This is a genomic window from Microbacterium esteraromaticum, from assembly GCF_017303215.1.
GTDB classification, from domain to species: Bacteria; Actinomycetota; Actinomycetes; order Actinomycetales; family Microbacteriaceae; genus Microbacterium; species Microbacterium esteraromaticum_C.
On the sequence record NZ_JAEMWU010000001.1, the window covers coordinates 600,994 to 626,057 of the forward strand.

At 65.6% G+C, this 25,064-nt stretch carries 19 protein-coding genes and 1 pseudogene; 10 read left to right on the forward strand and 10 right to left on the reverse strand.

What is annotated here, in order from left to right; genetic code table 11:
* Positions 1-10: 10 nt before the first annotated feature.
* Entirely contained in the window at positions 11-1,714 is a 1,704-nt protein-coding gene (locus JF543_RS02750) for an ABC1 kinase family protein (protein ID WP_206824193.1), read from the forward strand.
* Positions 1,715-1,764: 50 nt separating this feature from the next.
* Here the strand turns inward: JF543_RS02750 and JF543_RS02755 are convergent, their stop codons facing one another.
* Genes JF543_RS02755 through JF543_RS02765 form a run of 3 tightly spaced genes read right to left on the reverse strand, consistent with a single transcriptional unit; the run spans position 1,765 to position 4,384 of the window.
* Complete coding sequence (locus JF543_RS02755; protein ID WP_206822670.1) at positions 1,765-2,337, reverse strand: flavin reductase; 573 nt, start codon at positions 2,335-2,337, stop codon at positions 1,765-1,767.
* A 2-nt stretch (positions 2,338-2,339) separates the two neighbouring features.
* Positions 2,340-3,401, reverse strand: a complete 1,062-nt coding sequence (locus tag JF543_RS02760) for a methionine synthase (RefSeq protein WP_206822671.1) — start codon at positions 3,399-3,401, stop codon at positions 2,340-2,342.
* The gene (locus tag JF543_RS02765; protein ID WP_179409388.1) at positions 3,398-4,384 is read right to left on the reverse strand and encodes a DUF1852 domain-containing protein; all 987 of its coding nucleotides are present in this window, start codon (positions 4,382-4,384) and stop codon (positions 3,398-3,400) included. The genes JF543_RS02760 and JF543_RS02765 overlap by 4 nt, the downstream gene beginning before the upstream one ends.
* 123 nt (positions 4,385-4,507) lie before the next feature.
* Here JF543_RS02765 and JF543_RS02770 point away from each other — a divergent pair, with 123 nt between their 5' ends.
* From JF543_RS02770 to JF543_RS02780, 3 genes are all read left to right on the forward strand, one after another.
* Positions 4,508-5,449: a LysR family transcriptional regulator gene (locus JF543_RS02770; RefSeq protein ID WP_206822672.1), complete on the forward strand. Its 942-nt coding sequence runs from the start codon at positions 4,508-4,510 to the stop codon at positions 5,447-5,449.
* 168 nt (positions 5,450-5,617) lie between these two features.
* Entirely contained in the window at positions 5,618-11,293 is a 5,676-nt protein-coding gene (locus tag JF543_RS02775) for a metallophosphoesterase (protein WP_206822673.1), read from the forward strand.
* 28 nt (positions 11,294-11,321) lie between these two features.
* Complete coding sequence (locus JF543_RS02780) at positions 11,322-11,966, forward strand: hypothetical protein (protein WP_206821279.1); 645 nt, start codon at positions 11,322-11,324, stop codon at positions 11,964-11,966.
* On the opposite strand, the gene JF543_RS02785 is transcribed toward JF543_RS02780, so the two are convergent.
* From JF543_RS02785 to JF543_RS02805, 5 genes are all read right to left on the reverse strand, one after another.
* Entirely contained in the window at positions 11,889-12,989 is a 1,101-nt protein-coding gene (locus JF543_RS02785; RefSeq protein ID WP_206822674.1) for a TerC family protein, read from the reverse strand. The two genes, JF543_RS02780 and JF543_RS02785, sit on opposite strands and share 78 nt — an antisense overlap.
* Positions 12,990-13,355: 366 nt before the next feature.
* On the reverse strand, positions 13,356-14,666 hold the full coding sequence (locus JF543_RS02790; protein ID WP_206822675.1) for a hypothetical protein: 1,311 nt from the start codon (positions 14,664-14,666) through the stop codon (positions 13,356-13,358).
* A gap of 35 nt (positions 14,667-14,701) precedes the next feature.
* On the reverse strand, positions 14,702-15,196 hold the full coding sequence (locus tag JF543_RS14485) for a HEPN domain-containing protein (RefSeq protein ID WP_206822676.1): 495 nt from the start codon (positions 15,194-15,196) through the stop codon (positions 14,702-14,704).
* 29 nt (positions 15,197-15,225) lie between these two features.
* The gene (locus JF543_RS14490; protein ID WP_206822677.1) at positions 15,226-15,996 is read right to left on the reverse strand and encodes a hypothetical protein; all 771 of its coding nucleotides are present in this window, start codon (positions 15,994-15,996) and stop codon (positions 15,226-15,228) included.
* A gap of 128 nt (positions 15,997-16,124) precedes the next feature.
* Positions 16,125-17,003 carry a hypothetical protein gene (locus JF543_RS02805; RefSeq protein ID WP_206822678.1) on the reverse strand — a complete coding sequence of 293 codons (879 nt, stop codon included), beginning with the start codon at positions 17,001-17,003 and terminating at the stop codon, positions 16,125-16,127.
* A 345-nt stretch (positions 17,004-17,348) separates the two neighbouring features.
* On the opposite strand from JF543_RS02805, the gene JF543_RS02810 reads away from it, so the two are divergent.
* From JF543_RS02810 to JF543_RS02830, 5 genes and pseudogenes are all read left to right on the forward strand, one after another.
* The gene (locus JF543_RS02810; protein ID WP_206822679.1) at positions 17,349-19,052 is read left to right on the forward strand and encodes a restriction endonuclease; all 1,704 of its coding nucleotides are present in this window, start codon (positions 17,349-17,351) and stop codon (positions 19,050-19,052) included.
* Between the two features lie 76 nt (positions 19,053-19,128).
* A pseudogene (locus JF543_RS02815) lies at positions 19,129-20,381 on the forward strand (IS3 family transposase).
* Positions 20,382-21,135: 754 nt separating this feature from the next.
* A complete protein-coding gene (locus JF543_RS02820; protein ID WP_206822680.1) occupies positions 21,136-21,531 on the forward strand; it encodes an ArsR/SmtB family transcription factor in 396 nt (131 codons plus the stop codon).
* Positions 21,532-21,541: 10 nt separating this feature from the next.
* Entirely contained in the window at positions 21,542-22,525 is a 984-nt protein-coding gene (locus tag JF543_RS02825) for an SRPBCC family protein (protein ID WP_206822681.1), read from the forward strand.
* Positions 22,526-22,632: 107 nt separating this feature from the next.
* The gene (locus tag JF543_RS02830; protein ID WP_206822682.1) at positions 22,633-23,664 is read left to right on the forward strand and encodes a mechanosensitive ion channel family protein; all 1,032 of its coding nucleotides are present in this window, start codon (positions 22,633-22,635) and stop codon (positions 23,662-23,664) included.
* Between the two features lie 9 nt (positions 23,665-23,673).
* Here the strand turns inward: JF543_RS02830 and JF543_RS02835 are convergent, their stop codons facing one another.
* Positions 23,674-24,369 (reverse strand): ribonuclease H family protein, encoded by a 696-nt coding sequence (locus tag JF543_RS02835; protein ID WP_206822683.1) that lies wholly within the window; start codon positions 24,367-24,369, stop codon positions 23,674-23,676.
* Between the two features lie 53 nt (positions 24,370-24,422).
* On the opposite strand from JF543_RS02835, the gene JF543_RS02840 reads away from it, so the two are divergent.
* Positions 24,423-24,755: a hypothetical protein gene (locus tag JF543_RS02840; RefSeq protein ID WP_206822684.1), complete on the forward strand. Its 333-nt coding sequence runs from the start codon at positions 24,423-24,425 to the stop codon at positions 24,753-24,755.
* Here JF543_RS02840 and JF543_RS02845 read toward each other — a convergent pair.
* Positions 24,736-25,062 (reverse strand): hypothetical protein, encoded by a 327-nt coding sequence (locus JF543_RS02845; RefSeq protein WP_206822685.1) that lies wholly within the window; start codon positions 25,060-25,062, stop codon positions 24,736-24,738. The two genes, JF543_RS02840 and JF543_RS02845, sit on opposite strands and share 20 nt — an antisense overlap.
* Between the last annotated feature and the right edge of the window lie 2 nt (positions 25,063-25,064).

Here is a 25,064-nt window from a genome sequence, read left to right on the forward strand (position 1 = left end):
GGGAGCATCGATGGCGGATGCCCGAGACTCGCGCGTCGCCGAACCGCGCGCCGGCAGGGACGCCGCGGGACGCGCCCGCTACCGGCGCATCCTGCGCTTCGCGGCGCGCGCGTTCGTGCAGATCTGGTGGTTCGAACTCGTGCTGCCCCGGGTGGGGATGGCGCATGTCGCCGAACGCACGCGCGACGAGCGGATGCTGGCGCTCGCCCGCCGGTTCCGCGCGCTCGCCGTCGCGCTGGGCGGGCTGATGATCAAGATCGGCCAGTTCATGTCGTCGCGGCTCGACGTGCTGCCGCCCGAGATCACGGCCGAACTCGCCGCATTGCAGGACGAGGTACCCGCGGTGCCGTTCGAGCAGATCCGCGTGGTGGCCGACACTGAACTCGGCATGCCGCTCGAGCGGGCGTTCGCCTCGTTCGATCGGATGCCCGTGGCTGCGGCATCCCTCGGTCAGGCGCACCGCGCCACTCTGCTGCCCGCGGATGCGGCCGAGACCGGTCTGGACGCGGTGATCGTCAAGGTGCAGCGTCCCGGCATCGACCGGATCGTCGAGGTCGACCTCGCGGCGCTGCGGCGGGTCGCCCGCTGGGCCCAGCGGGTGCGCATGGTCTCGGACCGCGTCGATGCGCCCGCCCTCGTCGAGGAGTTCGCGCAGACCTGTCACGAAGAGATCGACTACCTGCACGAGGCCGTCAGTGCTGAGCGCTTCGCGCAGGACTTCATCGATGATGACCGTGTCGGTGCCCCCGCGATCGTCTGGGAGCGCAGTACGCGCCGGGTGCTCACCCTCGAAGACGTCACGGCCATCAAGATCAACGACACGGTGGCGCTGCGCGCCGCCGGCATCGACCCGGCCGACGTCGCCCAGGTGTTCGCCGGGGTCATGCTCGATCAGGTCTTCACCCACTCGTTCGTGCATGCCGACCCGCACCCCGGCAACATCTTCGTCACCCCGCTCGACGGCAGTGCGCGGGGCTGGCGGCTGACGTTCATCGACTTCGGCATGATGGCCGAGGTGCCCGATGATCTGCGTGCCGGGCTGCGCACGCTGGTGATCGCGGTCGCCGCCCGCGATAGCCGCGGACTCGTGCGCGCCGCGCAGCAGATCGGCGTGCTGCTGCCGTCGGCCGACACGGTTCAGCTCGAACGTGCTCTCACCGTGCTGTTCGCCCGCTTCGGAGGGATGGGCTTCAGCGAGCTGCGCGACGTCGACCCCGAAGAGCTGCGGCAGTTCGGCATGGAGTTCGGCGACACCGTGCGCAGCCTGCCCGTGCAACTGCCCGAGAAGCTGCTGCTGCTCATGCGCGCCGTCTCGCTGACCTCGGGCATGTGCAGCGCGCTGGATGCGTCGTTCAACATCTGGGAGCCCGTCGAGCCGTACGCCACCAAGCTGCTGCGCGACGAGAGCGGAAACCTGGTGCAGGATCTCGTCGCGCAGTCGACCGCGAACATGGGGGCGCTGTGGCGCATGCCCGCACGCGTGGACGGACTCATCGACCGCTTCGACGCCGGCACCCTCACCTTCGACATCTCCAGCCTGGAACACCGACTCGACCGGATCATCCGCGTGGCGGTGCGGGCCGTGTCGGCGGTGCTGTTCGGTGGACTGCTGATCGGTGGCGCACTTCTCCTCGGCCCGGTCACCTGGCTCGGGGTCACGCTCATGAGCGTTTCGGTGCTGCCGCTCCTGCACGCGGTGTTCGGGCGGCGGTAGGTTCTGCGGGTCGGGATGGGGCAGCCCGGGGCGGGGCAGTCCGGGGCGCGTCAGCCCTCGATACGAGACTGCGCGCTCAGCCGGTGCCACCCGCGGTTGTGATAGACCAGCGCGTCTCCCGGAGCACCGGGATCGACGTCGCGTGCGATGTGCGACTCCAGCGCATGAGCGGCGATGACGGTCGAGGTTCCGGCATCCATGCGGTTGATGACGGCGCACCGCACCCACGCGCGGACGTCGGCGTACACCGGCTCGCCGGTGCTCAGGCGAGACCAGCGGTGCGTCTGAGCGAAGCGATCGATGCCACCGGTCGCGGCGAGCTTTGCGAGGGCGAGATCCTGCGTGTCCAGCAGGTGCACGACCACGCTCTCCGCGCGTGAGAGAACGTCGGATGCTGACGACAGGGCCGAGACCGAGAAGATCAGCAACGGCGGCTCGGCGCTCACCGACACGACCGACGTGGCGGTCAGCGCGACCGGCCCGTCTCCGGCATCCGCGGTGATGACCGCGACGCCACCGGGGTGTCCGCGGAACAGTGCCTTGAACTCGTCAGCCGAGAGCGAGGCCGAGAAGCCGTGCGCCGACTCCTCGGCCCACGCCGCGGCGGGATACGCGTGGAACACGGTCAGACCCCTCGGTCCGCGAGTTCTTCGCGAACGATGCTCGCGCCCGCGCTGAGGGCGCTGAGCTTCGCCAGCGCGACATCGCGACGCAACGGAGCCATTCCGCAGTTCGTGCTCGCGACGAGCTTGTCGGCATCGACGAACGCGAGCGCCTTTCGCAGCGTGTCGGCGACCTCTTCGGGGGTCTCGACCTGCTCGGTCGCGACGTCGATCGCGCCGAGCATGACCTTCTTGCCACGCAGCAGTTCGATCAGATCGGTCGGCACGCGAGAGTGATGCGACTCCAGCGAGATGGTGTCGATGCTCGACTGCTGCAGCAACGGGAACGACTCCTCGTACTGCCGCCACTCCGACCCGAGCGTTGTCTTCCACTCGTTGTTGGCCGTGATCCCGTAGCCGTAGCAGATGTGCACGACCGTCTCGGCGCGCAGTCCTTCGACCGCGCGTTCCAGTGCTGCGACACCCCAGTCCTTGACCTCATCGAAGAAGACATTGAAGGCGGGCTCGTCGAACTGGATGACGTCGACGCCGGCGGCTTCGAGCTCTCTGGCTTCTTGGTTGAGGATCGTCGCGAACTCCCACGCCAGCTTCTCGCGGCTGCGGTAGTGCGCATCATGCAGGGTGTCGACCATCGTCATCGGGCCGGGAAGAGCCCACTTGATCGGGCGGTCGGTCGCCGCGCGCAAGAACTTCGCGTCGTCGACGAACACGGGCCGCTCGCGCGTGACCGCCCCGACGACGGTCGGCACGCTCGCGTCGTAGCGGTCGCGGATGCGGACGGTCTCACGCTGCTCGAAATCGACGCCACTGAGGTGCTCGATGAACGTCGTGACGAAGTGCTGGCGGGTCTGCTCGCCGTCGCTGACGATGTCGATACCGCGCGCCGTCTGCTCCTGAACGGCCGAGCGCAGAGCATCCTGCTTGCCCTCGGCCAGCTCGGTGCCCTGCAGCTTCCACGGCGACCAGAGGGTTTCGGGCTGCGCGAGCCACGACGGTTTCGGCAGGCTGCCGACGGTGGAGGTCGGCAGGAGCGTGTGCGTGCTCGACGCCTCGTGACCGGTCATGCGGCGGGGGTGAGGTAGTCGGCGGCCCACCGCTCAAGGACGTCCTTGTGCGGGGTGATGAAGTGCTCTTCGGTGTACTTGCCCTGGGTGACAGCGAGCTGGCTGCGCTCGACCCGGTCGTACGCGATCCGCGTCTGCGAGTAGTCCTGCTGCTGCAGGCTCGGGCGGTACACGGCCGGAGCGGCCGCGTTGGCGTTGTAGATCTCGGGGCGGTAGATCTTCTGGAACGTCTCCATGGTGCTGATCGTGCCGATCAGCTCCAGGTCGGTGTAGTCGCCCAGCAGGTCGCCACGGAAGTAGAAGGCGAGCGGTGCGACGCTGCCACGGGGCATGAAGTACCGCACCCGCAGCCCCATCTTGCCGAAGTAGTCATCGGTGAGCGACGAGTCGTCCTGCTCGTACTCGACGCCGAGAACGGGGTGGTGGTTGCCGGTGCGGCGGTACGTGCGGCTCGTCGAGACGCTGATGCAGATCACGGGCAGCTTCTCGAAGCGCTCCCGGTAGGCGTCGGATGCCAGAAAGTGCGCGAACAGCTTGCCGTGAAGGTCTCCGAAGTCGGCGGGGATGCCGGCGTCGGCGGACTTGATCGCGGGCAGCAGCACGCTGAAGTCGAAGTCGCGCACGTAGGACGAGAAGTTGTTTCCGACGATGCCGTGGTGGCGGGCGCCGGTGTGCCGGTCGACGATCCAGATGTCGAGCACCTCGAGCAGCGGGAACTCCCGGTCTTCGTCTGCTGCGGTGAACTCCAGCTGTGCCGAGACGATGTCGAGCTCGAGTGCGTAGCGGTCGCCGTCCGGGTTGTCCCAGCCGGCGAGGTCGTTGAAACGACGGTCGATCATGGTCAGCGCATTGCGCAGGTTCTCCTGACGGTGCTCGCCCCGGGCCAGGTTGGCGAAGTTCGTCGTCGCGCGCGAGCTCTGCGAGGGGGAGTAGTCCTCGTCGAAGCGAGTGGTGGTGATGCTGAAAGCGAAGTCGTCCGCCATGAGGGGCCAATCCGGTGTCGAGGGGGCCTGGTGCGGCCTCCGGGAGAAGATTGATCCATCGTGCGTGAGGCACTCGGATATCGGGTAACTCGACTTGGGTATGGGTTGCCATAGAGTTTGCCTATGGCACAAGGATCGAGCGGTCTCACGCTGCAGCAACTGCGCTATTTCATCGACGTCGCAGCGGAGGGGTCGATCTCTGCCGCGGCCGATCTTCTCTTCGTCGCGCAGCCCACGATGTCGGCGGCGATGAAGGAACTCGAGGCTCGTGTGGGCCGCGCCCTTCTTGTCCGTTCTGCGCGCGGCGTCACCTTAACCCCTGATGGTGCTGAGTTTCTGGGCTACGCACGGCAGGTCGTCGAGCAGGTGGCGCTCCTGGAGCAGCGCTATCTCGGTCGGGCGCCGTCCCGGCGACTGCTCGGCGTCTCGACCCAGCACTACTCGTTCGCCGTCGACGCGTTCGTGCGGATGGTGAAGGCCAGCGGCGCGGCCGAATACGAGTTCTCACTGCGCGAAACACGCACGTGGGACATCATCGAAGATGTCCGCACATTACGCAGCGAGATCGGCATCCTGTACCGAAACGAGTTCAACCGCCGGGTCATCGACAAGCTGCTGCGCGATTCGGGGCTCGTGTTCCACCCGCTCTTCCTCGCCGAGCCGCACATCTTCATCTCGCGGGGCAACCCCCTGGTCGCGCAAGAGCGGGTCACGCTCGACGACCTCGCCGAGCTCCCCCGACTCACGTTCGATCAGGGCGTGAACAACTCGTTCTACTTCGCCGAAGAGATCCTCTCGACGCTGTCGAGCAAGCAGGAGATCCGCGTGTCCGACCGGGCGACGATCTTCAACCTGATGATCGGCCTCGGTGGCTACACCATCTCGACGGGCATCATCAGCGACGAGCTCGACCCCGCGATCGTCGCCATCCCGCTCGACGTCGACGAACGCATCGAGATCGGTTGGATCGACCATGCTGCAATCCCGCTCACCGAACTGGCACAGCGCTACCTCGCCGAAGTGCGAGCGGTCGTCGCCGGGTTCGGTGTCGAAGTGCTCGGCTGAGGCAGAGGTTCACCTGCCGTTCGCTTGCCGGAAGGAGCGTGTTCGTCGGCGCCACCTACCGTCGAGCGAGTGCGCGTACTGACCCCTGCCTCCGCCCCTGCCCCTCGCGGTCGTGTCCTCCACGGCGACGAACCACCCGAGACCCGTTCGGGGCGACGCGCGGGCGCGATGATCGCCGGCTCGGTCGCGCTCGGCCTGGTAGCCACGCTGCTGACCGCACCGGCGGCCCACGCGGCCGACCCAGCGATCGATGGCACCAGTGCGCATCCGACGTTCCTGGGCAAGACCCACTACACGGGAGAGTTCCACTCACACACGTCGATCAGCGACGGAGTGAAACTGCCCGAAGACGCCTACACGTACGTCGCCGAGAACACCGACGTCGACTTCTTCTCGGCCAGCGAGCACGACGTGACGATGGACGTGCGCTCGGCAGACGACTGGACGGAAGATCACGAGCACGCGCACTCGAACGAATGGAAGTACCTCAAGAGCGGCGCGGAGCGGCACAACGCCTCCGGTGACAGTGAATTGGTTGCCGTGCCTGGTGAAGAGGTCACCTGGTACGACGCGACCGGACACATCAACCTGTTCAACGCGGAGTGGTTCGTCACCGCGCCGGGATACGTGCGCGGGTCGGGCGACAACCTGGGAGGCGTGTTCCCGGTCGGCGACTTCATGTACGACCTGCCCACGTTCTATGCGCGCCTCGCGGCCGACGGTGACGTCATCGGCCAGTTCAACCATCCTTCACCCACCGGCAAGGGCAACTTCGGCGGTTTCGCGCACCTCACCCCCGAGGCTGACGCGCGCATGTCGCTGTTTGAGCACAAGGGTCCCGCCTATGACGCCCAGTGGCAGCTCGCGCTCGACAGCGGCTGGCACGTTGCTCCGGTCTTCAACGGCGATGAGCACAGCGCCAACTGGGTCACCTCCAATCCCGCACTGACGGGTGTCTGGGCCGACGAGAAGTCGCTCGACGGTGTGCATGGGGCGATGCGCGAGCGCAGCATGTACTCGACGCTCGACGAGAACGCGATCCTCGCGTTCAGCGCGAACGATCAGATGATGGGGTCGATCCTCCCCGGCGACACCGCGAAGATCGACGCGGTCGTGCAGCTGGCCGATCCGGATGTCGACGACTCGTTCAGCCGCGTGCAGATCGTCAGCAACGCGGGGCGGGTGGCGCACGACTTCGGCGCTCTCAGCGGTGCCGTGCAGAACCTCGAGGTGAGCCTCGATGTTGCTGACGGTGACTATTACTTCGTCAAGGCCACGCAGGCCGACGGAGCTCAGCTCGTATCAGCGCCGATCTGGGTCGGTGAGATGGTGCGCGGAGCCGACTACGCACCGCGGATCACCGTCGATGCGGCGGCACCCGAGCACGCCGAACCAGGCGAGCGCATCGCCCTTCCGTCGTTCACCGCCACGGATGACAGCGGAAAGGACCCGGCCACGACAGTCGAGGTCTACAACTCCGAGCACCGCCTCGCGGTGACCGACGGCGCGTTCGTCGTGGAGGGCTACGACGACCACTTCGTCGTCATCAAGGCCACCGACAACAAGGGCAACACCGCGGCGACCGTGCACCGTATCCAGATCGCCGCTGACGACTTCGATCCGGAAGCGGTCTTCCGGCACCTGGGCACCGTCGCCACCGTGGGCGCCGAGGCCGGTGAAGCCGGTCTGAGCGTGGCCACCGACATCGCCGTGGAGAAGGTCTGGGCCAAGGTCGCGCCCGCCGGGGCGCTGTTCGGCCTGGGAGCCACCACGGTGGCATCCACCAACGACCGCGTCTTCGAGGTGGACTCCATCGCCACCGAAGCCGACACGTACCTCGACAGCATCACCGCACACGCCCTGCGCAGCCATGAATTCGATCTGACCGACCTCGACCCCGGCACCCGCTACGAGTACAGTTTCGGTGTCACAGAGAACGGACCCTGGACCGACGTACGCGGTGAGTTCGTCGCCGGCGGTGCCGATGACGCCCCTGTGTACGTGCTCGGTGATGTGCAGGTCAACAGCGGAAAGCAGTCCGATTACGAGCTGCCCGCACAGATGCTCGACCAGCTGCGCGCCCAGCGCACCGGGGGAGACACCGTGATCCAGGTCGGAGACCTCGTCGACAACGGTGGCAACGCCGCGCAGTGGCAGGGTACGTTCGACCACTCGCTGAAGGACCTCGATCTGCAGTTCGCCCCCATGGTCGGCAACCACGAGACATACGGCGACCGCGAGGTCAGCACCGCGCTGTCTGTCGAACGCAGCCGCATCTTCAGCTCGATGTTCGATCTGCCCAAGAACGGCAGCGAGATCGGCGAGAGCAACTACTCGTTCGACCGTGGCAGCATCCACTTCTCGGTACTGAACTCGAACTACGATCTCGACACGCAACTCGCCTGGCTCGAGAGCGACGTGCGCGCCAGCGACGCCGAATGGAACGTCGTGATGGGGCACTTCCCCTACTACGGCGGTCGGCACAGTGGCGATGCCGGTATGTCGGTGGCCCGCGCCAAGATCACCCAGACGCTGCACCAGCTTGGCGTCGGACTGCACATCGGCGGCCATGACCACGTCTACAAGCGCAGCACCATGCTTGACGGTGAGCTCGTGACCGACGACGCACTCAAGGACCGCGGCACCACGTTCGTCACGATGGGGTCGAGCGGCCCCAAGTTCTACGACAACCAGGCGCAGTGGTGGGACGACACCGTGTACGACGTCGACACGCAGACGGGACTCGTGCTCGAAGCCGTTGAGGGTGAACTTCAGGCCCGGGTCTACACGATCGACGGCGAACTGGTCGACGAGTTCGCGGTGAGCAAGCCCGAGGCCGAGTTCCGTGTGACCTCGCACGACGTCGTCGACGGCGCGCTCGCCGAGATCGGTGTGCTCAGTACTGAGGGCGCCCGCGACAATGCCACCCTCATCGCCGCCGCCTACGACCTCACCGGAGAGACGCTGCTCGATGTGCGCACCGCGACCGTCGAACTCGACCACCGCGGCACCGAGCAACTCGTCGCGTTCGAGTCGCCGTTGCCGGTGCGCTCCGACAGCACGGTGCGCCTGTTCGCCTGGGACGGTCTCGACACCGGGAGGCAGCTCGCCGAGGGCATCCTCGTACGCGAGGGAATGCCCGGCGAAGGAACCGCCGAGAGTCCGTATGAGCTACGTACCTGGGCAGACGTCGAGAAGATCGTGCACGCTCCCGATGCCCACTACGCGCTGATGAACGACCTGAAGCTCGACGGTGAAGAGCGCGCACAGATCGGTTCGGGCGCTACCCCGTTCGCCGGTGTCTTCGACGGGCGTGGCCACACCGTCAGCGGCTACGTCTCGGCCGGGCTCAACGGCGCCGGACTCTTCCAGACCAACGACGGCACGATTCACGATCTCGCCGTGGTCGGCGCAGATGCCTCGTCGGCGATCGGCCCGGTCGGCATCCTCGCCGATGTCAACAACGGCACGATCGAACGGTCGTGGACGAGCGGTTCGATCACGGCACCCTCGCGTGCCGGTGGCCTCGTGGGTGACTCGTCGGGGCAGATCCGTGACAGCTACTCGACCGCCGACGTGCACGTCACGCACACCGAGTCGGGCGGACTGATTGGAGTCGCGCTGGCCGGTTCGACCACCGAGAACGTCTACTCGTCGGGCGCGGTCTCTGCTGCTACCCGCAACACCGGTGGCGTCGTCGGATACGGCTACAACGAGACCAGCATCCGCAACGCGATGTCGCTGAACGTCGCGGTGACCGCACCCAGCTACGCACACGCCGTGCTCGGAAGGGTGCTCTCGGGTCACCAGGCGAACCTGGAGAACAACCACGCCTCCGACGAGACGTTCGTCTCGGCCGAGTCGCTGTCTGATGCCCCGGCTGCCGACAACCTCAAGGGCGCACGGGTGACCGCAGCCGTTGCGGGCACGCCCGAGCACTTCGGCACCACCCTGGGGTGGAACCTGGACGACGTCTGGGTCTGGAACCCCGACGCCGAGCGCCCGGTGCTGCGCTCGAACCCTGAAGAGTATGTCAAACCGACCCCGGATCTGCCGACGAACGAAGACGGCTTCTTCGAGATCGGCGACGGCGAGCAACTGCGCATGATGGAGAAGTTCCCCGAAGAGCGCTTCGTGCTCACCCGTGACATCGCGCTCGCCGACCAGCCCTTTGCGCCGCTTGCCGCTCGGGTGCCGTTCACCGGAGAGCTCGACGGTGCAGGCCACATCATCACCGGTCTGCGGTCCCAGGCAGGCGGTCTGTTCGACAAGAACGGCGGCTACATCCACGACCTCGGCATTGAGGACGCCCAGGTGAGTGCTTCGGTGGCGCGGGCGGGCATCCTCGCCAACGTCAGCATCGGCGTCGTCGAACGGGTGTACACCACGGGAGAGATCACCGCTCCGAGCCGCGTCGGTGGCATCCTGGGTGACTCCAGCGGAGAGCTGCGCGACGCCTACACGACCGCAACGGTGCATGGCGCCGCGACCGAGGTCGGCGGTGCCATCGGCGTCGCGCTCGCCGGCTCGCTCAGCGAGCGTGTCTACGCCACCGGATCTGTCGCCGCGGATACTCGCAACACCGGCGGTGTCTTCGGATACGCGTACACCGGCACGGTGATCCGCGACAGCCTTTCTCTCGGTCAGACGGTGACAGCCCCGTCGTGGGCGCACCGCATGCTCGGTCGTGTGCTCTCGGGCAACACGGCGACGCTTGAGAACAACTGGGCATCGGATGCCACCACCGCGGCAACGCAGACCGACACGGCTGCGCCGGCAACGACGAACCTGCACGGCGGCACCGCCACCACCGCCCAGGTGCAGGGCCCCGCGTTCTACCGCGACACGCTGGGCTTCAGCGCCGACGTGTGGCAGTGGAGCAATGAGCGCGAACGACCGCTGCTGATCGGGGTCGGTGACGCCCGTGGGCGCGACGACAGCGACCAGCAGGAGCCAGGGTCGGCCGGGCCGAACCTGCCGACCGGCGAGCAGGGCGAGTACCTGATCGACGCGGCGGCCGACTTCGCCGAGATGGCCGCCTATCCGGGACAGCACTACCGGCTGGTCGCCGACATCGACCTGAGCGGCAGCGGCGTGCGCGTCACGGCGACGTTCTCGGGAACATTCGATGGTGGCGGGCATACGCTCAGCGGCTACACATCGTCGGCGGGAGGGCTCTTCGCCGAGGTTACCGGCACGGTGCAGAAGGTGGCGCTGGCGGATGCCGCGGTGTCAGCGTCGTCGGCCGAGGTGGGCCTGCTGGTCGATCGCCTCGCCGAGAGCGGCGTCGTCTCCGAGGCGCGCACGAGCGGATCGATCACGGGCGCATCCACGGTCGGCGGTGTCGTCGGGTACCTCTTCGGAACGGTGCGCGACACGTACTCGCAGGCCGACGTGACGGCGAACGCCGGGCGGCAGGCCGGCGGGATCGCGGGAATCGCTGGCCGTGGCAGCCTGACGCAGCGCGTGTACGCGACCGGCGCCGTCGAGGTCGTCGCGAACCAGAACGCCGGCGGTCTGGTGGGGTACTCGTACGCCACCACCACCGTGGCCCAGTCGGTGGCCCTCAACGCGTCGATCACGGCGTCGTCGCATGCCGGACGCATCGCTGCGCGCGAGCTCGGCACCGAGAAGGCCACGTTCATCGACAACCTCGCCGTCGACACGATCACCCTCACGGGGCAGACGGTCACCGACGAGGGACACGACACCCGCAACGGTGAGACCGTGACCGCCGCGGCGGCGCAGAAGCAGTCCACATATGAAGGAATCGGCTGGGACTTCGAGAGCACCTGGCGGTGGGATGCCGACACGCAGCGCCCCGTACTGGTCAACGTCCGATAGCCGTCGCAGAGGCGAGGAGAACACACTCATGAACAGCAAGAACACCATGATGCGTGCTGGTTGCGCACTCGCTCTCGGTGCCGTGCTGGCGCTCGCCGGTGCGCAGGCTGCGAGCGCCGCCGAGCACGAGGCGACGACCAGCGAGGGCGTGGCCGAGGTGCGGATCGCCTTCGGCGCAGAGTTCGCCGGCGCAGCCGCGACGGTTCTCGTGCTCGACGCGGATGCCGATCCGTATGCGCCGACGCAGGGCGACATCGCCTACGTCGCCGAGGTGGTCGCCGACGCCGAGGGCGCTGCGTCCTTCCGTGCGGCCCTGCCCGCCGGGCTCGACTATTGGTTGGCCAGCACCCCGGCAGAGGGGGAGCGCTATGTCGCCATGCTCGACGGCAGCGCCGGCGGTGGCGATGGGGGCGGTGACGGTGACGGCTCGGGCGGCGATGGTTCGGGTGGGGACGGCTCGGGCGGCGATGGTTCGGGTGGTGACGGTGAGGCCGACGGTTCCGACGGCGACGCTGACGGTTCGGATGCCGGCGGCGGCGGATCGGATGCCGGTGCCGAGGGCGACCTGGCCACGACGGGCCAGGCCGCCTGGCTGCTACCGCTGGGGATCGTGCTCGCCGGAGGGCTGATCACCACGGGGGCTGTGCTCTACCGCCGTCGCTCGGTCGACTGAGACGGGCCGGTTACGGCGTCTGCGCGCCCGAAACAGTGGTTCGGTCGTCGCGAGTTCATCCTCGGTGGCGACCCGGAAGACACCGGCTGCCCGTGTCTGCACCTCGTGTCGGCCCTGCCCGCGCGTCGCGCGCAGGCTGGCGATGATCGAGACGGCGATGATCGTGGCGACCACGACGAGGCTGACCGTCGTCGGGATGTAGATGACCTCGAGCAGCAGCATCTTGATGCCGACCCAGACCAGCACGAACGAGAGCCCCGCTTTGAGGTAGACGAAACGGTGCACGAGGTCGGCCAGCAGAAAGTACATCGCCCGCAGGCCAAGGATCGCGAAGGCGTTGGCGGTGAACACGAGGAAGGGCTCGTTGGTGACGCCGAAGATGGCGGGGATCGAGTCGACGGCGAAGATGATGTCGGTAACCTCGACGAGCACCAGAACGGCGAGGAGGGGAGTGGCTACGATGGCCCCCGCCCTGCGGATGAGGAATGTCTGCCCGTGGTACGCATCGGTCATCGGAACCAGTCGGCGGAACACCCGCAGGATCCGCGACTTCTCGGGCTGAATGTGCTCGTTGCGCGAGCGGAACATGTGCCAACCGGTGTAGATCAAGAACGCGGCGAACAGGTACAGCACCCACGAGAAGTTGTCGATCAGTGCGGCACCCGCGGCGATGAAGATGCCGCGAAAGACCAGGGCCCCCAGTACTCCCAAGAACAGCACCCGGTGCTGATACTCACGAGGAACAGCGAAGGCGGCGAAGATGATCGCCCAGACGAAGACGTTGTCGACGGCGAGCGACTTCTCGATCAGATACCCGGCGAAGTACTGCTGACCGAACTCGGCACCCCACAGCGACCATACGACGACGCCGAAGCCCACTCCCAGAGTCACCCAGACGATCGACCAGGCTGCGGCTTCGCGCACGCCGATGACGTGCGCCTTGCGGTGCGCGACCAGATCGATCGCGAGCATGGCGAGGATCACGCCCAAGACGGCGAACCAGGCCCACAGGGGAACAGACATGACAAAGACCTCCACGAGAATCGTGAAGGTCTCATCGGCCCGAGGGCTCTTCGCACCGGATCCCACTCGGGAGCGTACTGACGATGCGAAGCGAGGATTACTCCCCTTCGAAACGATGAAAACACGTCAGCGTTCTTGCCGTCAAGTGGGCTCCCACTGTCGGAATCGCAGTGAGATGACACTGAATGTCACGCAAATCGGGGCTTAGAGAGAGCATCCGTCGTTCTATGTCGTGACACTTTCCACCATGCATGCGAGAAGACGTTGGGCTAGGACGATAGTTCTCCCTTGCGGGTAGGATCTCGTCGCTCGTCGGCTGGCTAATTGTTGTGACGGCCTCAGGCGTCGGCCCGGTCCAGATCAATGTCACCCCGTTATTCCGGAGATGACCGAGCGTAGCGGGTCCCGCCAATCCGCTCGCGCGACGTCGACATCGAAGCTGCCTCTAAGAACCTCGTTCACTTCGCCTGCGGTGAGGCGCCAGGTCGCGGTCACCTTGCCGGGGATGCTGTCCGGCTTATCGACAAACAGAACGAGAACCACGTCCTCGTCAGGAGTTGTCACCGTCTGCTCCGCGTGCAGACGGCGGACCTCAACGACGAGTTCGGCCGGCCCCTCAGAAGCAATTCGTATCGAACCGTTGTATGCGTCCGGCGTGACGACAGGCCCCATCCCTCTCAGCGAGATCCCAGTGAGATACGTGTCGTCTCCCCAACCCGACGGTCTATCCGGAAAGAGATTGATTGTGTTGCTCTGCTTTTCCCAGTCCAGCGCAGTGACGGGCACATCGAACGTCACGTCGAGCCTGACTTCCTTCAACGACGTGGTCGCATTGTTGATGATGCGCAGTGCGAACGGGCGAGTCATCATCGCCGCGAGCTCGTGCAGACCCGATGAGGGCACTTCGAGCGCACTATCACGCCAGTCCTCGACCTCATCGAGGAACTCCTGGGGGCTCCGTCGGTCCGACATGTAGGAAGCGTGTAGCGCTGCGAACGGCGAGCGTGTCGGTGTATTTTCGACCTGTTCTTCTAGGCGTTTGGCGTGCCACTCAACAAGCTCGCGGAGTTCGGTCGAGTCGATGACAATCGCCTGCGCCGGGCCTAGAGACTCGACCGTTACATCCAGCAGCGGTTCGTGCTTGGGCGCGTGAGCTCTACCCACCATCGCGGCGAGTTCAGGCCCGGTGACCTTTCGGGTAGCACCTTCAACCCGGATGTAGACGTCCCCGCTCACCAGTAGATCGCTGGATTGAAGCACAGGAAGGATTCGCCCGTCCGGTGGATCAACGATGATGAGAACGAAATCTCGGCCGTCGTCCGCCGGTACCAAGTCGATGTCCCAGCCGGGCGGATGGGCGCCCGCGAACGTCACGATGTCGCGTTCGAGGTCCATGACCTCGAACTTCGGCACTCCCCTTACGTCGTCAAGCGGTAGGCCGAGTACCATCACCGCATGCCCTTCAAAGTGACGAGCGGCTTTAGCGGGGTCACGATGCGCGGCGCCGAGGATGAACTTCACGACTTTGCGTCGGTCTGCCTTGAGGTTTAGGTCGAAGCCGCTCTTGACTTCGAGGTAGTGGCGCTCAACGCGGTCATCGCTAGCTTCCAATGCCGCGACGAACGCCGCCCGCGCTCGGTTTCCCGTCGGCAGCTTGCCGGTCTCTACCACTCCCATGGGTCGATTCAACCCCCATAGGGCGCAGACAGGTGTCAAGACCACGGAGTCTTCAACACTGTTGACGCGGCGCGGCGCTGGACATCGGCAGGCATCCCGAGTTCGGCCATAAGAACGAGGGAGATGACTGATGAGGTGGCACACTCGAGCTCGAAGATGTCTCGCTCAGCATCATCGTTGCCGGTATGAGCGAGCGTGTTGCGCGCTCGGTGAAGGTCTCGAGCCCACGCCTCGATGTCCGGAACGACGTCCGCGATAGCTTGTTGGTCGGGGATGGCGGCAAGCCCCCGAAGTCTCATGCGATACGACACTCCGTCGGTGCCGCCGAGTCCGACGCTTAGCGCCTCTGCGACTATCGCAACGAGCAGCAATCGCGCTTCTGCGTAGGTCGGCCTTGCGTACTGCAAGCCGAAGAACACATTGCATGCATCGGCTGCTCTCCTCCGAAGGCGTATCCAATCGGGGACGATCTGCACGAACGACAATTCGGCGCACCGGAAGCGAAACTCCCAGTCGCGCGGGGCGCTCATTTCGGGCTCTGCGGTGTGAATCCTCCCTCCTAAGGATCCACGCGCGTCTCGAACTCGACGTTGGATCCGTGTCGTTCCGGCAACACTTGATTGTCGCGGTGGATGAGCGTGAGCTTGATCTGCCCACACGGCCTTCCCGAGGCGAGAGTGAGGAGGTCCATGAGTTCAAGAATGACCGAATGGAAGTCATGCGCGGGCCGAGGCTCGGGCGGGCGTAGGACCAGGTAACAGGCGATGTGGCTGCTCACGCTCGCTTTGGCGTGTTCGAGGTGAGAGGAGAACGGCTGGACTGTTCGTCGTGTCGTGATTGTCCACCCATCGATCTCCGCCTTCAGGTCTTCGAGGCGGGTAAGCGCGACAGTCTCCCCGTTATCGTCGCTTCTTCGATGCACCTGGTCGTCGACTCCGAGCCACGCGGTTAGGTTCTCGATCTCGACGATTGCTGAACGGAACGCTGGCTCGTCATGTTCAACGTGAGCTCCGACGAGCGCGCCCTGAACCGAGATGTCGAGGCGCGAACGACCACGGTGTGAAACTCCGTCAGCATTGCCTGCGAAGCAATTGAGAAGGGTGATCGGCTGGCCACGCACTTGTCCGAGTATCGAGTGCACGCGCTCTTGGCGGATCGCTTTCGCTTCCGAGTCATCCGGGTGCTCGAGTGCCGCCGCCGCCCGGAGATCAAGACTTCCGACGAGTTCGAGAGTGCATCGCCCAGACTGATCGACAACCAGCTGACCTGGTGCAACATGAGCAGGCAGTCCGGGAAGCCACCAATGCCCCCGATAGGTGTTCGCGCTCATGAGCTCCCAGATCGTCCGCGAAGTAGTGCGTCAGCCCAGAGTAAGTCCGTGCTCCGACGTTCACGCCCCGTTTGCCAGCTCGAACCTCTGCGCCATTCTCCTGGGATCGCTGCCACTGGTCCATTGGCTCAGCGTGTGAACGTCGGCACGACGGGCACCGGCACAGGACGCTCACCGTTGACACGGATCTTGCTGTCACGCCAAAAGTCCAACGCTCTGTTCGCGGCATGGGCGCCGAAGGAAACCACGCTCGCGAGCCAACTAGTGTGCGTTGAGAGGACGCCTGTAAGCACATTCCCCTCGACGTCTGTCGGGGCGAACTCCAGCACTGATGCTCCGCGCCGAAACGAAGGATGGGTAAAGCCGCTCGCAAGACGCCAGATCACGACGAGTTCATCTTTCTCAAGCCCCATCGTCTCGCTGGCATGCCTGACGATGAACTCCCAGCCGGGAAGCGCGTTCTCATACTCGTCTCGCTCGATGGAGTTTGCATCACCCACGGCACGAATGAGTGCCTTGTGCTTTTGCTGGCGAAGCGCTTCCGAACGCCGAAGCCGCTGCTCGTCTGAGACGCTGCGACCTTTGAGCGCGCTATTGGTCAGAGCCTTCTCGTGGATCAACTCATCGTGAGCCGCTTGCAGTCGTCGCAACACGCGACTCCGCCGATCCGGTCCACTCATGACCCATAGAGCCATGCTGGCGCTCTCGACCTGTGCTCGCACCAACGGGTACATGGCCATGAGTGGGAGCTCCATGGTGCCGTCTTCGCTTCGCGTCATGGCGCACATCGATCGCCCGAGATCGACGGCTTGCACAAGGCAATAGGCAACGAACTGTTCCACCTGTAACGGGTTGGTGGCCGTGTTGTCGGCGCCCATGACCGAGGCCGCCTGCGCCCGCGCGGCCTGTACGCGTTCGTGGGTCTCATTGAGCGCCGCTTGCCTCGTGAGCGCGAGCTCGAAGATTGCAGAGCTCTCCGCATCCTCACCGATCAAAATATTGCCCACAGTTCCTCGCTCTGCCGTGCCGCCAATTATCAGGTTACGAGACGCGCGTGTCAAAGAAATGAGTTGACGTCTTTGCCGAGCGATATGACCAGCACCACATCGTGATCGTGAGCCCGAACGCGAATGGTTGGATAAGTCACAGAGGACTTTCGTGCATCCGCGCTGGACCGGTGCCTTGGTGCTTGGTGTTGCCTCCGCCGGGACTGTGATCTCGACGCTTTGCGATATCACCAGCCGCCAGGGGGAGTGTGGCCGGTCGGCTTGAGTGTTTCGTCGGGTGGGCCCCGCTATGGTGACCTCAGGGTGCGAGCATGGTCGCATCGCTAACGATGAAAGCGGGCTCTGATGACACGCGTCGCTTGGGAACGATATGAGGGCAATGACATCGAAGCTGTCGTCGCGATGCTCATCAACCTGAAACGCCCAAACTCTGTGCGCATCACACCGTCAAGAGGCGATGGCGGAGTCGATATCCTCGACAGAGGCGCGGCCGCGAAGGGCGGCGACGTCGTGTATCAGGTCAAGCGCTACACAGGGCCGCTCTCAACGACTCAACAGAAGAACGTCGAGGAGTCATGGACTCGGCTACAAACCGACCCCCGGTGGGCGACACTCGACGTCCAGGAATGGCATCTAGTGACGCCTTGGGATCCGACACCCGAAGCTGAAGCTTGGCTACAAGGCCTCGACGACAGCGCGCACACTGTCGTCTGGCACGGCCTGACCTACATCGAGGCCCTCGCCGCAAAGTACCCAGAAGTCATTGACTACTACCTGGAGGGTGGTAAGAGCCGCATTGAAGAGGCCTACCAAGCAGTCGTTGCCCTGCTCGCCCCAGCCGACGCAAGTCAGACACTGGATGTCCCCACCGTTTCATCCAAGTTGGCGAAAGCGTTAACAGTTCTCGACGGCGACCCCCACTACCGGTACGAGCTCCGGCTAGGGGACGGAGAGCTGCCGGGCCTGATCAAAAGGCCGAATCTGATGATGACATGGATCCAATCCGACGGCCCGGGCAAGAAGTGGCAGGCCGTCGACGTCATCGCTCGATGCGCAGCCTCGGCAACTGAGCGTCCTATCGTGATATCCGGAACTGTGAGTGCAGAAGGCGGCTCTGATCTGGCGACGGCTCTTCAAGATTTCTTCGACTACGGCGCACCGTTTGCGGCACCGGCTGGGGCTTTTGCAGGCAGTATCGACGCGCCCGGCGGACTCGGCGGGCCCCTGACGAATGCGGCGATGCAAGTCCTTCCGGTTGATGATGAGGTGGGAGCTGACCCGGACCTCATCCTCACCGTCCGCACCGCCGAGGGTGTGACGATCGCTGAGACCGAGGTAACCCGTGTTGAGCGAAGCGAGGGTACGAAAGGCCTCCGCGTGGTGTTACAACAGAAAAACAACGTCTTCGCGATCGAGGACCGCTACACAGCGTCGGAGGGCGGGAAACGACAGTTCCGCTTCGGTGACTACTCGAACCAGCCCGCGCTTGACGTACGCAACGCTTTGGCCTTCATCACATCAGCATCGCCGCCGAACTCTGTCCACGTACGGCGGAAAGGCGCCCCTCCTCTGAGTGCGACGGTCGATCCGAACTGGATCATCGCCTTCCCTGATGAGATTCGCGAGGTCCTCGATGGCATCGCGGTTCCCGTTGACGCGCTTGCACGTTTACAACAGCACACGGGCGCCATCGTCCGAGTTCCAGACCTGACCGAGACCACCTTCGCTCAGGTTGCAGAGTGGCGTCGCGCGGCCACAATCCTCGAGGGGAAGGAGGCCATAGCTGCTTACCCCGAGGCGCACGCCCTGGGGGTCGAGCTACCTGCGGAGGTCGACACGATTTCGGGCCCACTGGCAATCGAAGTCCCTCTTGACGTGGTGATAGGCCAGCAGAAGATCCACTTCGGCACGGCTCTGATGTGGATCGAAGACGCAACCATCCTCGAACGACGCGAAGTCGAAGGTCGTTTGGTGCATTGGCTCACGACCCCCAACAGGCGCATCCGATTCTCCTTACCTAAGGACCATTTAGGCGACACAGCAGGTTGAGGTGGCCCACCCCGGTTGACGGAGCTGACTCGCCCCGGTGTGTCCCGAGACAGGATTCCTTGGAAGGATCTGTCTCATGGGACGTCCCAGTAAGTATCCGCGCGAGCTTCGTGAGCGCGCTGTCCGTATGGTCGCCGAGGTGCGAGCCGACTATCCGAGCGAGTATCAGGCGATGACCGCGGTCGCGCAGATGCTCGGCATAGGTTCGCCGGAAACGATCCGCACCTGGATCCGTCGGGAGCAGGTCGACGCGGGAGACCGGCCGGGTGTGACGACTGACGCGACAGTGGAGATCAAGCGCCTGAAGCGGGAGAACGCCGAGCTGCGGCGGGCGAACGAGATCTTGAAGGCGGCTTCAGCTTTCTTCGCGGCCGAACTCGACCGGCCACACAAGCGATAGTCGCCTTCATCGACGAACACAAGGACCGCACCGAGGGTGGGATCCGATGGGGTGTCGAGTCGATCTGCGCCGTGCTCACCCAGCACGGCGTGTAGGTCGCCCCATCGACCTACTACGACGCCTGCGGGCGCGGACCGTCATCTCAGGCCGTGTCGGATGAGCGGTGGAAGCCGATCATCGTGGCCGCGTGGCAGGCGCACCGCAAGGTGCTCGGGGCCCGCAAGCTCTGGTTGCGGCTGCGCCGTGACGGGCACGACATCGCGCGCTGCACGGTCGAGCGTCTCATGCGTGAGCTCGGGATCGCCGGCGTGCTCCGTGGGAAGCGGAAACGCCCTGTCGACACGGATCCACGCGAGACCCGCCCCGCGGACCTCGTCGACCGGCACTTCGCCCGGTTCCGCACAAACCAGCTCTGGGTCGCCGACTTCACCTACGTGTGGACCTGGTCCGGTTGGGTCTACGTCGCATTCGTCTTCGACGCGCACTCCCGCCGCATCATCGGATGGCGCGCCGCGACGAGCATGACCACCCCGCTCGTGCTCGACTGCCTCGACATGGCGCTCTTCACCCGCCGCCGCGAAGACATCACAGGGTTCGCCGGGCTCACGCACCACACCGACGCGGGCAGCGTCTACACGTCAATCGCCTTCACCGACCGGCTCGTCTACGAAGGCATCGACCCGTCCGTCGGATCCGTCGGCGACGCCTACGACAACTCCCTCGCGGAGTCGCAGATCGGGCTCTACAAGTCCGAACTCATCCACCACGAGGGTCCCTGGCGAGACGTCGATCAGGTCGAGGCAGCGACCGCGTCCTGGGTGCTCTGGTTCAACACCGAACGCCCCCACGGCTCCATAGACGACCTCACGCCCCTCGAGGTCGAGCAACTCGACTACGCTCGCAACGAACCGGTCACGAGAGCCGGCTGACACCAGCAAAACACTCTCCGGACATGCCGGGGCGAGTCAAGCGCTCCGGGCTGTGCCCACAATTGGTCCACCTGGCCGCCGTAGTCCAGCCACAGCACTTCCCACCGTTCCTCCTGGGACTCGCACCAAACGTGGGAGCGGGTGCGGCGCCAGTAGTACATCGCTGGCGTGGAGCGATGCCGGATGCCCTTGGAGGTGCGTACCCTCAGTGGGTCGATGGCGGTCCAGTCACGCTCGTCGAGTTCCCGGTCGACGACGGCGTACTCCTGGAGAGCCGACGAGTTGCGAGGGGTGTCTTGGCTCGCACGAGGGATCCAATGGAGCTCGGCATGACGAGATCTGCGTCGAGCCATGATCTGTCTCGCCCCATCGACCGGTCTCATCATGAACCTCGTCTCGCTTGCCGTGTGTTGTATCGGACTGACATTGGAGGCCCGCCACGCGGTCAAGCGCAACTGGTTGAACAACACCGTAGAGCCGCTGGGAGGGCATGAAAGAAGCGCTTGAGGGGGCTGAGCCCGGTGTCGATCCGGTGCACGCAAATAGGTTTGCTCGTAGATGAGAAGAAGCTGACGAACGCACCGTCATGGGTGGATGAAACCGGTGAGTTTTCAGGCTTTGTCGCCCGGGCGTGTTGCACTTAGTGTCATGTCAACGTGCACCATTGCCACGTAAAGACCGCTAGTGCCACGAGGACGCGTTCCCGACACCCACCTCTTGACAGACTCCTTCTCGAGGCATAACGTACAACCAAATGGTTGCACAAAGTGAACTCAGTGAGACGGCGGTCGACCGTGTCTTTCATGCACTGGCGGCGTCGACACGGCGCGACATCCTGCGCCGCACCGTCGAACGCGAGCAGTCGGTCTCGGCACTCGCCGGCGACTACGACATGTCTTTCGCAGCCGTGCAGAAACACGTCTCGGTGCTCGAAGCCGCGGGCCTCATCATCAAGCGCGCCGAAGGACGCGAGCGCCTCGTGCGCGCCAACCCCGAGATGATCGCGAAGGCGCGGGCTCTGCTGGCCCGCTACGAAGAACTCTGGCGGGCGCGCATCGCCAGACTCGACGACCTGTTCGCAGCCGAGCAACCGCCTGCGTCGCGCGGCCGATCACCGCAAGATCCCACCGAGCAAGACCCTTCCCTATAAGGAGAGTGAAATGCCTGTCATCGATATCGCCACCGACACAGAGAACCTGACGATGACCGTCACCGCCGAGTTCGCCGCGCCGATCGAGCGCGTATGGGACGCCTACAGCGACCCGCGCCAGCTCGAGCGGTTCTGGGGTCCTCCCGGGTGGCCGGCCCGCTTCTACACCTGGGACCACACGGTCGGTGGGCGCGCCGACTATGGCATGACCGGCCCGCGCGGTGAGAGCTCACGCGCCTACTGGGAGTTCCTCGCCATCGAGGCGCCGCACCGGTTCGAGGTGCTCGACGGTTTCAGTGACGACAACGGCGATCCCAACCCCGACTTCCCCTCGATGCGTATGGAGTTCGCGTTCGAATCGGTCGGCGAAGCGACGCGCATGGTCACCACCTCCTACTTCGACTCGCTCGAAGCACTCGAGCAGATCGTCGAGATGGGCGCCATCGAGGGCACGCGCCTGGCCATGTCGCAGATCGACGCGGTGCTGCAAGACCTGCGCGAGTACGCCCAGGGCAAGGGCACGCGCGTCGAGCTGCTCGACGACACCCACGTGCGCATCACCCGCCTGGTCGACGGGCCGCGTGAACTGGTCTGGCGTGCGCACACCGAACCCGAGCTGATCCGCAAGTGGATGCTCGGGCCCGACGGGTGGGAGATGACCGAGTGCGTGGTGGGCAACGCCCCCGGCGAGAGCTACCGCAACTCGTGGGCCCCAGTCGGCGACACCGAGGGCGAGCCCTTCGGCTTCGAGGGCGAGACGCTGCTGGTCGAGGCGCCGCGCCGCTCGGTCACCACCGAGCGGATGCAGGGCATGCCCGCCCCCGAGACGCTCAACGATCTGAACCTCTACGAAGAGGACGGCGCGACGCTGATCACGGTGCTCATCGAGTATCCCGACAAGGACACCCGCGACATGATCCTCGGTACCGGCATGGCCGACGGCATGGAGGAGTCGTTCGCGCGTCTTGAGCGTGAGGTGCTCGTCACCGCCTGACGTTCGTAACTCCGGAGAAACCGGCCGGTTCCACCCGGAACTGGCCGGTTTCTTGTGTGCATCCCCGAGATTTCCGGAGTTGCGAACGGGGCACCTAGGGTGGACGGATGATCGATTGGACCTCCTGGACCGGAACCGGCGTCGCCATCGGTATCGCCCTCGTCGTCGCCCTCGCCATCGTGCTGGGTCTGCGGCTCGTGGCACGGCTGCTGAGCCGCCGGGTGCCGTGGATGCGCGACCTCGATCACCGCGTGCGCCGCGCCTGGGTGACATTCTGCATCGTCCTGGCCATCTGGATCGCCGGCGCCGTGACCGCACCGGGCCGTCAGGAATGGTGGGGGTCGGCCTCGCATGTGATGTTCATCGCCGCGATGGTCACGGCCGGATGGCTACTGGCCGCGCTGGTCTCGTTCGGCTTCGAAGGCCTGATCGCCCGCGAGCAGGTCAGCTTCTCGGGCGCCGACTTGCGCCGCCGCCGCACTCAGCTGATCGTTCTGCACCGGCTGACCCTCGTCGTAATCGGCGTGATCGCCGTCGGCGCGGTGCTCTTCTCCTTCCCGGCGCTGCGCGTGGTCGGCACCAGCCTGCTGGCATCCGCGGGTATCGTCAGCGTCATCGCGGGCCTCGCGGCGCAGTCGATCTTCGGCAACCTCATCGCGGGCATCCAGATCGCCTTCACCGACACGATCCGCGTCGGCGACGTCGTGGTCGTCGAGGGCGAGTGGGGCACGATCGGTGAGATCAACCTGTCGTACGTCGTCGTCTACATCTGGGATGAGCGGCGCCTGGTCGTGCCGTGCAGCTACTTCACGACCAAGCCGATCGAGACGTGGACCCGCAAGTCGGATGCCATCCTCGGCACGGTGTTCCTCGATCTCGACTGGCGCGTGCCGATCGATGACGTGCGCGCGAAGTTCGAGCAGATCATCGAGTCGCTCCCGGAGTGGGACCGTCGTTCGTCGAGCTGCTGGGTCACTGACTCGCAGGGCGGCCATGTGACTGTTCGACTGGTGATGTCGGCGAAGAACTCCGACGACCAGTGGGTGCTGCGCTGCCAGGTGCGCGAGCAGATGGTGACCTGGCTGCAGCAGGAGCATCCCGAGGCGCTGCCGCGCACACGCGTGTCGGTCGAGAGCTGACCGCGCCCCTCAGATCAGGCGCCGCAGGGCCTCTTCGAGCGAGATGCCCTGCGCGTCGGCACGGTCGCGCAGCCGGGCGTGCTCGGCGGCGGTCAGTGAGACGGTGAGCCGCGTGGGAGCGGATGCCTCGGGCTCGTCGAAACCCGAGAACAGGTCGGTCGTCTCAGCCCACAGCGGCGCCGAGAACTGCGGTGCGGGTGGCAGCGGTGCGACAGGCTGGGGTGCAGCCGCTTCGGGTTCCGCGCCGGCGAAGCCGGGCCCCGTGCGCGGTTCCTCGCCCTTCTGATAGGCCCGTGCCGCCGCGTTGGCGCGCTCGTCGGCGGCCTCGTTGAGCGGATGCCCGGCGTGCCCCTTCACCCAGGTGAACGTGACGTCGCGCCCGCGCATGGCCTCGTCGATGCCCTCGAGCAGATCGCGGTTCAGCACCGCGCCGCCATCGGACTTGCGCCAGCCGCGGCGCTTCCACCCGGGCATCCACTTAGTGACCGAGTCGATCACGTAGCGGCTGTCGCACTCGATCACGAGGGCTTCATCGGTGCCGGCGGTCGCGCGCAGCAGTTCGAGCACGGCGCGCAGTTCGCCCTGGTTGTTCGTGCCGTGTGCCGATCCGCCCGCCGCCCATCGTGCGTCGTCGATGTACCAGGCCCAGCCGTTCGGGCCGGGGTTGCCGAGTGCGGAGCCGTCTGCCGCGGCGGTGATCGTCATCCTTCAACCGTAGGGCGTGCGCGGCGGGCATCCGCACTTGGTACCGTCGGGGGATGTCCGGATTCGCGCTGAAGGCCGTGGTGATCGTGATCGTGATCGCCCTGATCGGGGTGATCGCGGCGCGGGCGTTCCGGCGCGTGCGGCCGTCGAAGCCGGCCGCGGCCGCCCCGCCGGCGAAGGCCGGAACGCTGGCTCAGCGGATGCCCGTGCTGTTGCTGCCGCTCGCCGGAGCGGTGCTGGTCGTCGCGGGCTTCTTTCTGGGGCTGATCTCGTTCACCTCGCGGTACACAGCCGACCTGCTGCCACTGCGGATCGCGGCGGTCGCGCTGTTCGTCGCCGGTATCGGTGTGCTGCTCGTCGGGCCGCTCAGACGGCGCGGAAGGTGAAGAACGCCTCGATGCCGCCGTGGTTGACCACGCCCTCGCCGGTTCCCCACATGCGGGACGAGGTGGTGGCGCCGCTCTCGACGAACGCGTAGCCGGTGTGCTCCAGCCGCCACCCGACGCGCTCGACCTCGCTCAGGAAGTAGCCGACGTGGTCGTCGCGCTGCATGCGGTTGTCGGCCGAACCCCACGACGAGGCCTGACCGGTCAGATGGGCGATGTCGACCTGCAGGTGCAGTAGGGCGTCGCCGCGGGTGCGGGCATCGTGGGCGAGACGGAGCAGGCGCGTGGCCTCGTCGGCAGAGGGCATGC

Excerpts from the sequence above, each read along its gene's own strand:
- JF543_RS14485 (WP_206822676.1), bottom strand. The coding sequence starts at position 15,196 with ATGAGCGCCCCGCGCGACTGGGAGTTTCGCTTCCGGTGCGCCGAATTG.
- JF543_RS02790 (WP_206822675.1), bottom strand. The coding sequence starts at position 14,666 with ATGGGAGTGGTAGAGACCGGCAAGCTGCCGACGGGAAACCGAGCGCGG.
- JF543_RS02810 (WP_206822679.1), top strand. The coding sequence starts at position 17,349 with ATGACACGCGTCGCTTGGGAACGATATGAGGGCAATGACATCGAAGCT.
- JF543_RS02825 (WP_206822681.1), top strand. The coding sequence starts at position 21,542 with ATGCCTGTCATCGATATCGCCACCGACACAGAGAACCTGACGATGACC.
- JF543_RS02840 (WP_206822684.1), top strand. The coding sequence starts at position 24,423 with ATGTCCGGATTCGCGCTGAAGGCCGTGGTGATCGTGATCGTGATCGCC.
- JF543_RS02765 (WP_179409388.1), bottom strand. The coding sequence starts at position 4,384 with ATGGCGGACGACTTCGCTTTCAGCATCACCACCACTCGCTTCGACGAG.
- JF543_RS02760 (WP_206822671.1), bottom strand. The coding sequence starts at position 3,401 with ATGACCGGTCACGAGGCGTCGAGCACGCACACGCTCCTGCCGACCTCC.
- JF543_RS02750 (WP_206824193.1), top strand. The coding sequence starts at position 11 with ATGGCGGATGCCCGAGACTCGCGCGTCGCCGAACCGCGCGCCGGCAGG.
- JF543_RS02830 (WP_206822682.1), top strand. The coding sequence starts at position 22,633 with ATGATCGATTGGACCTCCTGGACCGGAACCGGCGTCGCCATCGGTATC.
- JF543_RS14490 (WP_206822677.1), bottom strand. The coding sequence starts at position 15,996 with ATGAGCGCGAACACCTATCGGGGGCATTGGTGGCTTCCCGGACTGCCT.
- JF543_RS02845 (WP_206822685.1), bottom strand. The coding sequence starts at position 25,062 with ATGCCCTCTGCCGACGAGGCCACGCGCCTGCTCCGTCTCGCCCACGAT.
- JF543_RS02770 (WP_206822672.1), top strand. The coding sequence starts at position 4,508 with ATGGCACAAGGATCGAGCGGTCTCACGCTGCAGCAACTGCGCTATTTC.
- JF543_RS02785 (WP_206822674.1), bottom strand. The coding sequence starts at position 12,989 with ATGTCTGTTCCCCTGTGGGCCTGGTTCGCCGTCTTGGGCGTGATCCTC.
- JF543_RS02835 (WP_206822683.1), bottom strand. The coding sequence starts at position 24,369 with ATGACGATCACCGCCGCGGCAGACGGCTCCGCACTCGGCAACCCCGGC.
- JF543_RS02780 (WP_206821279.1), top strand. The coding sequence starts at position 11,322 with ATGAACAGCAAGAACACCATGATGCGTGCTGGTTGCGCACTCGCTCTC.
- JF543_RS02820 (WP_206822680.1), top strand. The coding sequence starts at position 21,136 with ATGGTTGCACAAAGTGAACTCAGTGAGACGGCGGTCGACCGTGTCTTT.
- JF543_RS02775 (WP_206822673.1), top strand. The coding sequence starts at position 5,618 with ATGATCGCCGGCTCGGTCGCGCTCGGCCTGGTAGCCACGCTGCTGACC.